Source organism: Embleya sp. NPDC005575, from assembly GCF_040605455.1.
In the GTDB taxonomy this organism is placed as follows: domain Bacteria; phylum Actinomycetota; class Actinomycetes; order Streptomycetales; family Streptomycetaceae; genus Embleya.
Genome location: NZ_JBEXCV010000004.1, coordinates 102472 through 115926, shown reverse-complemented (window position 1 = coordinate 115926; position 13455 = coordinate 102472). Strand labels below are relative to the sequence as shown.

The 13455-nt window shown below is 68.4% G+C and carries 3 protein-coding genes; 2 read left to right on the top strand and 1 reads right to left on the bottom strand.

Annotation, left to right across the window (positions count from 1 at the left end):
* Positions 1-321: 321 nt before the first annotated feature.
* Complete coding sequence (locus ABZS54_RS02365) at positions 322-618, bottom strand: hypothetical protein (RefSeq protein ID WP_355529932.1); 297 nt, start codon at positions 616-618, stop codon at positions 322-324.
* 249 nt (positions 619-867) lie between these two features.
* Between ABZS54_RS02365 and ABZS54_RS02360 the strand changes: the two genes are divergently transcribed.
* Together ABZS54_RS02360 and ABZS54_RS02355 are read left to right on the top strand one after the other, a co-directional pair.
* On the top strand, positions 868-12699 hold the full coding sequence (locus ABZS54_RS02360) for a LamG-like jellyroll fold domain-containing protein (protein WP_355529929.1): 11832 nt from the start codon (positions 868-870) through the stop codon (positions 12697-12699).
* Complete coding sequence (locus ABZS54_RS02355; RefSeq protein ID WP_355529926.1) at positions 12677-13192, top strand: SMI1/KNR4 family protein; 516 nt, start codon at positions 12677-12679, stop codon at positions 13190-13192. Before ABZS54_RS02360 ends, ABZS54_RS02355 begins: the two co-directional genes overlap by 23 nt.
* Positions 13193-13455 lie beyond the last annotated feature (263 nt).

Sequence of the window (13455 nt, the reverse complement as noted above, 5' to 3'; positions counted from 1 at the left end):
CGAGTGAAGTCCCACTGCATTCCCGCCCCCAAGTACTCGTGCCCCATCCGCTCGGCCCCGTTCGCGAAGGCTACAACCGCCCCGTCGCCGCCACCGGGTCGGCGAACGGCAAGGCCACCGCGGCGGTATCGGCTCGGTCGGATCAGGTCGGTAGGCCACGGGATCGGTCGATGGAGCGGCGGGCGGCGGGCGGCGGGCGGCGGGTGAGGGCGATGCCGGGCCCGGTCGGCTGCTTCCCCGAGCGGTTCACCGTGCGGACGGCCGGGCACATTATCGCGAATATGCCGGACTGAATGCTTATCGAGCGACCCCCGCAAGGCCTCACTCGCGCGCCGCGAACAGCGCCTCGGTATCGCGTCGCAGTAGTGCGATCAACCGCTCCACTCGATCCGGCGCGACCTCGATCCGCCAACACAGCTCTCGGTCCGCCGGTGCGGCCGGCGCCACCACGACCCGTACCTCGTGCGCCGGTTCCGCCGCTCCGGGCGCCGCGTTGTGCCACCCGAGCAGCGCCTCCGCCAACCGGCGTGCGGCACCCTCGACTTCGGGCAACTCACCCACCACGGAAGCCCGCTCCAACGGATCGTCCCCGGGATGCCTGGGAAACCAATTGTCCATACCGGCCATGCTCACAGGCCACCCCCATGCCGACCCACGGCACACGCGCGCCGATCGGGTTGCTCCGTAAGTCGTCGGGTGGCCCGGGCCGTCCCGAACCGCCCGCGACGCTTGGCAGTGATCAAAAGTTGTATGGCATCGCTATGACGTGAATCATCTGTCGATATAGAACCAAATAAATTGTTCAACCACCCCGCCGGCCATTTGGATGTGCGCCTGTCATATCTCTATTCCTGGGGGAGCAGTCCCGTGCTCGGTGGGCTGTTGTGGCTGCGTGCGCAGCGTCCGACCGCGATCGTCGCCGCGATGGCGATGACCGTGGGTCTTACCGTCGGCGGTGCGACCGCCGTGTCCGCCGCCACCCAAGGCGGGACGAAATACGGCAAGCCGAGCCAGGAATGGGGTTCGGCCGCCGGCCGCTCGCACCAGGTCGACACGGCGCAGACACGCGCGGGTGCCGATGCCGCCGGACGATCCGCGGGCACGGCTCCCGGGGAACTCGGCCCGGACCAGGGGCCGTTGGCGCCGACCCCGGTCGAATCGACCCCGGAGCGGCCGCTCGCCGCTGCCGGTACCCAGCAGATCCGGTCGGCCCCGCAGGCCGACGGCACGAGCCTCGCCGTTGCCGCCCCGCAGGCTCCGAACCCCGCAGGCGGCTCGTCCTTCGACGAGCGCACCAGCCGCGAGGTACCGGCCGAACGCGATTCGCACACCAGCGTCTACGAGAACGCCGACGGCAGCCGCACCCTCAAAGTCTCCGAGGATCCGGTCAACTACCGCCTTTCGGACGGGACATGGGCCAGGATCGACGACACCCTCGCGCCGATGGGCGGCAGCGCGACCGACCCGGACTGGTGGCGCACGCGTGCCGCAGCGAACCCCGTCGACGTCGCGACGAAGGCGGATGCCACCCGACTGGCCACCCTGCACACAGGCAACGGGACCAGTGTCGGCTTCGGCCTCGACGGCGCGACCCCCAGCGTCGGACGAACCGCGTCGGACAGCATCACCTTCACCGGCGCGCGGCCCCAGGCGGACGTCAACCTGAAGGCCGGCGACGGCGAGATCAAGGAGACGATCCTCCTCAACTCGCCGTCCGCGCCCGACACCTGGGACTTCCCGCTGCATCTGGCCGGGCTCACCGCGAGCCTGGACGAGAACGGCAATGTGGCCCTGACCGACGCCTCCGGCGCGGTCCAGGCGATGATCCCGCACGGCTGGATGATGGACTCCGCGGTCGATCCGGCCTCGGGCGAAGGCGCCACCTCGGGCGGTGTGACGTACGAACTCCTCGCGCGGGCCGACGGCGTGCGGGTGCTGCGGGTCAAGCTCGACCGCGCCTGGCTGGACGCACCGGGACGGGTGTACCCGGTGAAGGTCGACCCCACAGTCGCGGTGACGCCCGCCTCGAACTCGGTGAGCATCGTCCAGGGTCGCAACTTCTTCCAGACCGACGTCTATCGCCTGGGCTACAACTGCGACAGCGGCTGTGCCAACGCCGCGATCCTGCTCAACACCTCGGCGGTCTCCGCCCAGTTGCAGAACAACACGATCACCGGCGCCCGACTCGCGCTGTGGAACGTGCACTCCTGGGACTGCCAGGCGCCGCGTGCGGTGACGGTGCACGGGAACACCGGCTCGTGGAATCCGAGTTCGGTGCGCTGGCCGGGCCCGTCCTATGGTCCAGCGCTGGGTTCGGCGTCGTTCGCCCTGGGCAACGAGTCGGACGGCTGCAACGACGGCTGGGGTGTCGTCGACCTCGGCACCGGCGGTCGCGACCTGATCCAGGGCTGGGTCACCGGCGCCGCGAACAACGGCCTGACCGTGCGCACCGCCCAGGGCGACCCGAAGACCTGGAAGAAGTTCGACACCGCGCCCAACGGCGGCGTCAAGCTCGACATCGACTACACGCCCTTCCGGGCCGCGTACAAATTCAACAACCTCGTGCGTGAAGTGACGGCCACTCAGGACGGCATCGCGAGCGTCACCGTCACCAACAACGGTGCCGTGGGTTGGACCAAGGGGATCCACTCGCTCCACTACCGGCTGTTCAACGCGAGCGGCACCGAACTGGGCACCGTTGCCTGGACGCAGCTGCCCAACGACGTGGCGCCCGGTCAGTCGGTGACGCTGAACGCCACCATCGCCAAGCTGCCCCCGGGAACATACACGCTCGCCTGGGACATGGACGGGACGAACATCCCCAAGTTCTCCCAAATGGGCGTACCGCCACTGCCGATGGCCCTGGGCACCAGCAACAAGTGGCCGGTCATCACGTCGATGACGCCCGGCAACGGCTACGAGTCCGACACCACGACTCCGACGTTCACCGTCGCGGGCAACGACCCCGACAACTGGCCGCGGCCCTCGCTGGACTACCGCTTCGAGGTCTGCGCGGTCGAGGCGCAGGACTACCGCAAGAACTGCCAATCCTCGCCCTGGCAGACCCCGGCCTCGTTTACGGTGCCCACGAGTTGGAACCTGGCCAAGGGCGGAACCTACGCCTGGTACGGCTACATCGGTGACGGCGCCGACGCCTCGCTGCGCCCGAACCCGGCCGTGTTCACGATTCCCAACCGCCCGCCGGCCGTGGATGCGGCCTGGCCGCCGAGCGGGTACACGTTCTCGACGCTGACCCCGATGCTGCACGTGACCGGGCACGACCGGGACTCCTGGCCGGTGAATCAGCCGCTGCGCTACAAGTTCGAGGTCTGCGAGGTCGACGGCGCGAACACGCGCAAGGACTGCCACACCTCCGATTGGCAGCCGAGTTCGCCGTGGACGGTGCCCAAGGAGTGGAACCTGACCTGGGGCAAGACCTACGCCTGGTACGGCACGGTCGGCGATTCCGGCGGTGCGGACGGCACGTTCGCGCGACCCGCGATGTTCTCGACCCAGGTGCCGCAGCCGGCGATCACCAGCCACCTCGCGGCCGGCTCGGCGGGCAAGGAATTCAACGAACAGGTCGGCAACTACACGACGGCCGCCACCGACGCCTCGGTGAGCGCGGTCGGTCCCGACCTGACGGTGGCGCGTACGTACAACTCGCTCGACCCGCGCACCGACACCGCGTTCGGCGCGGGCTGGGCCTCGCGCTGGGACATGCGGGCGATCCCGGACAACGACGGCTCCGGCAACGTCGTCATCGTGCTCGCCTCCGGCGGCCAGATGCGCTTCGGGCGCAACGCGGACGGCAGTTACGCCGCGCCGTCGGGCGGCTTCGCCACCTTCACCGCGGTATCGGGCGGCGGCTGGCAACTCGCCGACAAGTCCGGCACCCGGCAGGTCTTCGACGCGGCGGGCCGACTGATCTCCGTCGCCGACTACGCGGGGCGTACCCAGCAGATCACCTACGGCACCGACGGTCGGATCGCAAGGGCCACGGACGTCACCTCCGGCCGCTACCTGAGCTTCACCTGGACCGGCGCGCACGTCACCCAGGCCGGCACGAACCCGATCGACGCGACGACCCCGGGTCCGGTGTGGACGTACGGCTACGAAGGCGACCGACTGACCAGCGTATGCCCGCCCGTGCCCGGCGGTACCGGACCGGCCGCGCCGTGCACGCGCTACGACTACACCACCGGATCGCACTACCGCTCCGTGGTGATGGACGCCGGCCCGCGCTCGTACTGGCGGTTCGGCGACGCGGGCCCGACGACCACCGCGGCCGACAGCGTGCCCACCACGACCGCGCGGGAGGGCGCCGAGTACCGCAACGTGACGCTCGGTCAGGCCGGTGCGCTCGGCGGATCCCCGGACCAGGCGGCCGGTTTCAACGGCACCTCGTCGTATGTGCGACTGCCGGCCGACATCGTGGGCAAGTCGACCTTCCTCAGCGTCGAGATGTGGTTCAAGACGACCGGTGCCGGGGTGCTGTTCAGTCAGCAGGCCCGCGCGCTCGACGACCCGGCGGGCGTGGGCGGGGAGTTCAACCCCGCCCTCTACATCGACACCAACGGCAGGTTGCGCGGTCGTTTCCTCACCCGAGGTGCCAGCCCGGACCCGATCACGTCCGCGGGTGTCGTCACGGACAACCAGTGGCACCACGCGGTGCTGTCCGCGACCGGGACGGCACAGACGCTCTACCTGGACGGCCAGGCCGCGGGCACGCTTTCGGGCGAGGTCTACCACCCGGCCGGCAGCAACACCCTCGTCGGCGCGGGCTTCGCCCAAGGCGTGCCGCAATCACCCGCCGCCATCGCCTACTTCAACGGCACGATCGACGATGTCGCGCTGTACGAACGCCCGTTGGGCGCCACGGGCGTGGCCGAGCACTACGCCGCACGCGCCGCGGCCACCCAGCTGACCAAGGTCACGCTGCCGTCCGGGCGCACGCACGCGGAGGTCGCGTACGACGCCCGTACCGACCGGGTCACCCAGGTCACCGACATCAACGGCGGCGCCTGGAAGTTGGCCCAGCCGACCTACACCGCGTCCTCGGCCGGCTACGCGAGCGCGATCACCGCGTCCGCGCCGGTCGCCTACTACCGCCTCGGCGAACAGGGTGGGACCGGCGCGAACAACGCCTTCGGCAGTGCCGCGGCGGGCACCTATCACGATGTGATCCCCGGCCGGGCGGGCGCGTTCGCGGGCGGCGACGACACGGCGGCCGAGTTCGACGGGAGCACGTCCTACGTCGAGTTGCCGCAGAACCTGCTGCGGACCCGGCCTCGGCTGTCGATCGAGATGTGGTTCAAGACCGACAAGCCGGGTGTGCTGCTGGGACACCAGTCCAATGCGATCGACGACCCGGCCGGGGTGGGCGGCACGTACACCCCCGCGCTCTACATCGACACCAACGGCAAGCTGCGCGGGAAGTTCATGCAAGCCGATGCCGCGTGGGCGGTACCGGTCACCTCCGCCCAGGCGGTCACCGACAGCCGCTGGCACCACGCGGTATTGACCGCCGACGGCAGCGTGCAGTCGCTCTACCTGGACGGCGCCAAGGCGGGAAGCATCAACGGCGCGATCAACCACGAGAGTTCGAGCCGGGTGTACCTGGGCGCCGGATTCGTCGCCGGCTGGGCGGAAGCCCCCGGCACCGTCGGCCGTTTCGACGGGTCGATGGACGAAGTGGCGGTGTACGACCGGGCGATCGACGCGACGGCGGTGGCCGAGCACTTCGCTGCGCGAAGCGCGGTGATACCGAACAGCGCACCCGCCTATCGCGCGGCGGTGGCCTCCTCGGGGCCGTGGTCGTACTACCGGCTGAACGAGACGTCCGGGTCGGAGGTCACCTCGCAGCAGGGTGCCCGCGCCACGAACGGGGCGGCGCGCGCGTTCGCCACGAGTGGTAGCACCTACGGGGCCACCTTCGACGAAGGCTCCGCGGAGTTCAACGGCATCAATTCCTATATCGAGTTGCCTCAGGGAATGATCCACGGCTCGTCCCAGGCCACCATCGAGATGTCCTTCGAAACGTCGAAGCCGGGTGTGTTGTTCGGCTACCAGTCGGCCGGCATCGGGGAATCGCAGACGACCTACACGCCTGCGCTGTACGTCGACACCGACGGGAAGTTGCGCGGCAAGTTCTTCACGACGAGCGGAACGGCGTTGCCGCAGATCGTCACCGAGAAGTCCGTCGACGACGACCGATGGCACCATGTCGTGCTCACCACCGACGGCGTCGTACACACGCTCTACCTCGACGGCGTCGTGGCGGGCACGATCAGTGGCGCGGTGTTCCACGAGAAGAGCCTGCGCAGCTTCGTCGGTGCGGGTGCCACCGCGGGGTACGAGAAGGCACCGGCCGGGTCCGGGTACTTCGAGGGGCGGATCGACGAGGTCGCCGTCTACCGCAAGACCTTGGACGCGTCTACCATCGCCGCCCACGCCGCAGCGGCCGACGACCTCGCGGCGGACTACCGCAGGAGGATTCTCGCGGCCGGCCCGACGGGATACTGGCCGTTGACGGTAAGCGACAGCGGTACGGCGCCGATCGACCTGGTACCGGGACCGGCCACCGACGCGGGCGGCTCCTGGAACGTTCGTCAGGGTGTCGTGGGTGCGTTCGGGGCCACCGGCGACCGGGCGACCGGCTTCGACGGCACCTCGTCGCACATCCGACTGCCCAAGGACCAACTGGCCGGCGTCTCGCAGTTCACCACGGAGTTGTGGTTCCAGGCGGACGGTCCCGGCGTGTTGATGGGTTACTCCACGCAGGACCTGCCGTATTCGGGAGCCGATACTCCGGCCACGCCGATGCTCTACGTCGGAACCGACGGCCAATTGCGCGGCGAGATTTGGAACGGCACCCCGGCCCCGATCACCTCACCGGAGTCGGTACTCGACGGCCGCTGGCACCACGCGGCGCTCAGCGTGGACGTCCCGGGGAAGACCCAGAAGCTCTACCTCGACGGAAACCTCGTCGGCGCACCGATGGACGCGACCTCCGTCGTGGTGGATCCCTACATCACCATCGGCGCCGGCCCGGTGAACAACCTCGCCTGGCCCGCCAAACCGACCGACGTCCGCGGCTACTTCAAGGGCGCGATCGACGAAGTCGCGATCCACCACCAGGCGCTCACCGCCGACACGATCGCCCGCCACTACGCGAGCGGCACCACCACCGAAGCAGCCGCGCTGACCACCACGACCACGGTCACCGACCCGAACAACCGTCAGGAACGGCGCACCTACGACGCGTTCCGCGGCCGGGCGCTCAGTGTCACCGACGTCGAGGGCGCGACCACGACCTACGGCTACGACAGCGGCGGCTTCCGACACACCGTCACCGACGCCAACGGTAATTCGTTGATCAGCGGCCACGACGCGCGCGGCAACGAGATATCCCGCACCACGTGCCGGAGCACGACCCAGTGCTGGACGGGGTACCAGGAGTTCTACCTCAACAAGGACAATGCGCTCGACCCGCGCAACGACCAACTGATCGCGGTGCGCGACCCACGCTCCGCCGATGTCGGCGACAACACGTACAGGACCACGTACGCGTACACCACCACCGGCCACCCCAGCGGTGAGACCCGGCCGGACGGTTCGACCACGCAACGGGCCTACACCACCGGGACCGAGGCCGCGGTCGGCGGCGGCACGGTGCCGGCCGGGCTGCTCGCTTCGACCACGCAACCCGGCAACCGTGTAACGACGTTCGCCTACTACGCCAACGGCGACCTGGCGGCCACGACCGATCCGGTCGGCCTGATCACCCGTCAAACCTACGACGGCCTCGGCCGCAGGAGCACCACCACCGAGGTCTCGGACAGCGTGCCGGCGGGCGTGACCACGACCACGGCCTACGACTACGCGTCGCGGCCGACGACCGCGACCGAGCCGGGCGTACGCAACGAGATCACCGGCGTCACGCACACGCTTCGCGGCACCACCGTCTACGACGTCGACGGCCGAGTGGTCGAGGAGTCGACCGCCGACCTCACCGGCGGCGACACCACCCGTACCAGCACCTACACGTACGACACCAAGGGCCGCCCGGAGAGCGCGACCGACCCCGAAGGCGGGGTGACACGCACCGCCTACGACTCGTTCGGGCGCCTGATCTCCAGGACCGACCCGGTCGGCGGCGAGATCCGCTACTCCTACACCCCGGGCGGGCAACCGGCCGAGACGGTGCTGGTCGGTTGGGACGGCGATCCCTCCGGCACTCCGCGCGACCTGGTCGTCGAATCGCGCGCCTACGACCCGGCCGGCCGACTTGCCTCGGTCACCGACGCGATGGGTGCGACGACGTCGTACACCTACTACGACGACGACACCAAGGCCGAGACGGTCGCGCGCGGCGTGCGCCAACCCGACGACTCGACCCGCGACATCGTGCTGGAGCGGCTGAGCTACGACGGCGCGGGCAACGTGACGCGGAGCATCACCGGCGGCACGACGATCACCGACTTCACCTACGACGCGCAGAGCCGCCCGGTCAAGACGGTCCTCGACCCCGGGGGCCTGAGCCGGGAAAGCTCCACGGTGTACGACCCGGCCGGTTTCGTCGGCCGGACGCTGCGCACCGGCACGGGCATCACCACACCGGAAGCCACCGACTTCACGTACGACAAGGCGGGTCGGGTCCTGCGCCAGACCGCCCACAACGAGACGGGCACGCCGCGCGTCGACGACGTACTGGTCGCCACCTGGAAGCGCGATCAGCGCGGCCTGGTGTTGGAGGAGGTCTCGCCGAACGGCAACGCGGCGGGCGCCACGCCGAGCGCACATGCCGTCACCCAGACGTACGACGTGCTGGGCCGCGAGGTCTCCACCGCGTCCCCGACTGTCGAGGTGACGGTGGGCGGCGCCGCGCCGACCAACACCCGCCCGACCACGACCGTCGGCTACAACGCGTTCGGCGAGCCGGTCGTGTCCCGGGACGCCAACGGCCGGGTGACGACAAGCGTCACCGACCGCGCGGGCCGCACCACGTCGACCACGCTGCCGCCGTACACGCCTGCCGGCGCCACCCAGCCGATCACCGCGACCTCGCAGGTCCGCTACGACAAGGCCGGCCGCGCCATCGAGTCGACCGACCCGCTCGGCCGGACCGGCAAGATGCGCTACGACCGAATGGGCAACGTCGTCGAGAAGACGGCCCCCGAAGCGCCCACCCAGCAGGGCGCGTTGGCGAACCCGGGTACCAACCAGGGTCCGTTGATGAACCAGACCTTCGCGGACGCACCCCCGATGCCCGCCACCTGGCACTACACGTACGACGCCAACGGCCGCCAACTCTCGGCGGTCGACCCCGAGGGCGCCCGCACGGAGGCGACCTACGACCAACTGGGCCGCCAACTCACCAGCACCCGGGTCGAACGCTTCCCGACGGCGAACAACTTCACGACCACGATGACCTACGACGACGCGGGTCGGGTGGTGTCGACGAAGTCGCCGACCGGGCGGGTCGCAGGGAGCTCGTACAACGTGGCAGGCGAGCCGCTCGCGTCCACAGACCCACTCGGAAACACGATGACCGCCGAGTACGACGGTCTGGGCCGCAAGGTCCGAGTCGCGGATCCGACGCTCCGGTCCACCCGTTGGTCGTACAGCCCGCTCGGCCGCGTCGACTCCGTCCTGAACTTCTCCTACAAGGAACGAACGAGCGTCACCACGTCGTACACCTACGACGCCGACGGCAACCAGGTCTCGACGGTGACACCCACCGGCGGCCGTACCGACCTGGCCTACGACGCGGCCGGTCGGCTGACCCGCCAAACCGAGAAGGTCGACGCCGGCACCTCGATCGTCTCCTCCTTCGGGTACGACGCGATGGGCAACCGCACGCGCTTCACCGACGGCAAGGGCAACTCCACGATCTACACGCACACGGCGTGGGATCAGCCGGAGAGCGTGATCGAGCCCGCCACGACCGCGCACCCGAACCTCGCCGACCGGACCTGGACGACCACCTACGACGCCGTGGGCCAGGCCACGATCCAGTCGGCGCCGGGCGGCGTGCGCTCGAACAACACCTATGACCACTTGGGCCGCCTGGTCGAGCAGACCGGCACCGGCGCCGAAGCCGCCACCGACAAGCGCGTGTTCGCCTACGACGGCTCCGGTCGCCTGACCAAGGCACAAACCTTCGGTGCGGTGACGGCCAAGTCCACGAACACGTACACGTACAACGACCGCGGCCTGCTGCTCTCGTCGGCAGGCACGTCGGGCTCCTCGCAGTACACGTGGGACGCGGAGTCGCAGCTCGCTCAGCGCACGGACGCGGCCGGCACCACGGTCTTCGGCTACGACGGCGCCGGTCGGACCGCCAGCGTGCTCGACCCGCAGTCCGGCGTGCGCGTCGAGAGGGAATACGACGCGGCGGGCAGGCCGACGAACGAGACGTACCAACGCCCGAGCGCCGGGGCTCCCAACGGCATCAGCGCCATGTCGATGCCGTCGTCGAATCGGCAGTACGAGTACGACCCGTTCGGGCGCCTGGCCGTCGACGGCGTGTACACGGACGCGGGAGACCGGCAACAGCGGACGGCGTACACCTACGACGACGACGGTCGCGTCACCGGCAAGGACGAGTCCGTGACCGGGGGCCGCAACAACACCTACTCCTACGACCTGGCGGGCCGCCTCACCCAGTGGAACGACGGCACCACCGTCACGCCCTACACCTGGGACGCGGCCGGCAACCGCACCGGCGCCGGCACCAAGACCGCCACCTACGACGAACGCAACCGCCTCCTCACCGCCGGAGACACCTCCTACGCCTACACCCCGCGCGGCACCCGCTCCACGATCACCGTCCCGGGCCTGACCAAGTCGATGCAGTTCGACGCTTTCGAGCAACTCGCCCAGGACAGCGCCTCCTACGGCTACGACGCGCAGGGCCGCATGATCACCCGCGACGGCCAGTCCGGGTTCGCGTACGACGGCACCACGAACAACCTCGTCGCCGACGGCACCACCAAGTTCACCCGAGGCGCCGCCGGCGACCTGATCGCCACCGGCAACGGCACCTCCGCCACCCTCGCCATCACCGACGAACACGGCGACGTCACCGCGGCCCTCGACCCCACCACCCTCAACCGCACTGCCGCCACCACCTACGACCCCTTCGGCCAGGTCACCAGCCAAACCGGCGCCAGACCGGGCCTCGGCTACCAGGGTGCCTGGACCGACCCGACCACCGGCCAGGTCAACATGGCCAGCCGCTGGTACGACCCGGCAAGCGGCGGCTTCGATTCCCGCGACACCTGGACCCTCGCCCCGAGCCCTTCCGGCAACGCGAACCGGTACGCGTATGGGGGCGGGGATCCGCTGACCAACACCGACCCGACCGGGCACTGCTTCTGGGACGCCTGTGTTGCCGAGGGCACAGCGGTCTATTGGGCAGCAGCCGGAGCTTTTGCCGTCGGCGCTGCCTGCATGGCGAAGTGCCAGTCGTTGGCGCAAGGGCTGGCCAACGGTCTGTCGAACACCTGGTCCGGCGCTCAAAGCCTCGGGTCGAAGATCAAGAACAAGTGGAACTCGTGGTCCAGTGGCGGCGGAACCATTACCGGCACCGCCACTCTGGCGGGTTGGTGGGCCACTCACTCCACGACGGCCGACAGCGCTGCCTCCAGTTCAGCCGCAGCGGGCACCCGCGCGGGTGACCTCAACGCCTGGGCTTGCCGGACCTACGGCGCCTGCGGATCAAGTGGCGGCCCCGGCAATGGCCCCGGCGCCGGCCCGGGGACCGGCGGCCCGGGCGCCGGCCCGGGCAGCCGCTGTGTAGTCGGATGCCGAGGCGGTAACGGCAAGGGCCCTGGCAAGGGCCCCTCCGGCAAGCCCCCCATGAAGCCCAAGCCGAAGCCCCCGCACCGACCGACCGCCCCCAAGAACCGCCCCCCCACCTCGGCAACCCCGGTCGTCGATCCGCTGGTCGCCATCATCAAGGGTCTCCTGGACGGCTCCCGGGTATTCGATACGCTTCAGAGCACCACTAATCTCCAGCCCGGCCCGGTATACAATCCGGATCAGGTGGCGCAGGACGAGCACTCCCTGGAGATGCTGAAAGCCTTCTTCCCCGAAGAGACAATCGATACCGGCTTGGGGTTCGGTGATTCCGGCGCAAATATCGATCGACGGAGAACCAGAAACGAATGTCAGCGTGATTTCCCGTCGAAGGAGGCAGGTTACTTTTACGCGCCCATGACAAAGTTCGGCCCCAACGATGAGGATTGTCGAGCGACCGGAGCTGTAGCCATAATTGACGGGGATGACGTGCGGACCGGCCTTGAGCGTCGGGATCCGAAGTGGAAGCCGGCGGGCTATTCGACGTTGCCGGCAGGGAACCGGGCGGCTCTTCACCTCATCGCGGACAATGCAGGGGGTGCAAATTACACACTTCGTAATTTTGTGGCCGGGTACCAAAATCCGGCTAATTCCCCTGATATGTCAGGTCTTGAGCGGGATATTCAGAATGCCGCAACGGGAGGGCAGGTGATATCGGTTGGAGTTCTACCGATATATGGGGATCCGACACGCCATGCCGGGGTGCCGGACCGGATTCGCATGGTGGCCCATGGTAGCGGCGGGTATGCTCTGAACTGCACAGTTTATAACAGCCCGCAGGGTGGATACGACTGTACGCAAAGGACATCCGGTGGACCTCTCTCGCGTCCTTAGTGAACCGCAATTGAATCATGACGTCGATTACGACTGGCGGGACTTCGAAAGTGAGTTCGCAGTCGATCTCCCACTCGACTACAAGAGATTCATCTCCGCGTATGGGCCATGTGTGATCAGTGATACATTGACGCTTTTTCATCCACGAGCACCCGAAGCGGACGACAGTCTCAGCCTGCGGTGGAAGATCAGAACCAATTCTTTCATGTACGAAGAGACCGAACCGTCGCTTGTGCCGTACAGGATTTTTCCTGCGGTAGGAGGGGTATTTCCGATCGGACATACGCCATTCGGGAATCAGGTGTTTTTGAGGCCCAGGGCTCATAGGGTCATCGGTGACTGGTCGGTTCTTGTCGACTGGGGTGGTACGTGGCTCGATTATCAGATGAGTTTCGGGGAATTTCTGCACGGAGCACTGAACGGAGATGTTCACTTCTTTCACGAGTCGGTCCTGGAGGAACCTTCCTATGAGTTGGTGGGCCGCGTGCAGTGATATCTGCTTGAGGCCCAGGTCGGGTGTGCGGAAATGTAATTTCCTTCCACCCGAAGGCTCCGAGGGAGCCGGAGAGCTTGAACCTGGGTCGCGCGATAGAGGAAACATGGCTGCCCTGGAGGGTGAGCAGCATCAGGTCGGTGCGATAGGCCAGGGAGGTCACGTTCATCCGGCCACCTCATCACATCGGATCGCCGCCCCGGCAGGCATTTTCGACCCGCGCGGTCGACGGGTCGCGGGGGTTATGGGGCTACGGAGCCACG

Coding starts and splice junctions, on each gene's coding strand:
- ABZS54_RS02365 (WP_355529932.1), bottom strand. CDS start 618: ATGGACAATTGGTTTCCCAGGCATCCCGGGGACGATCCGTTGGAGCGG.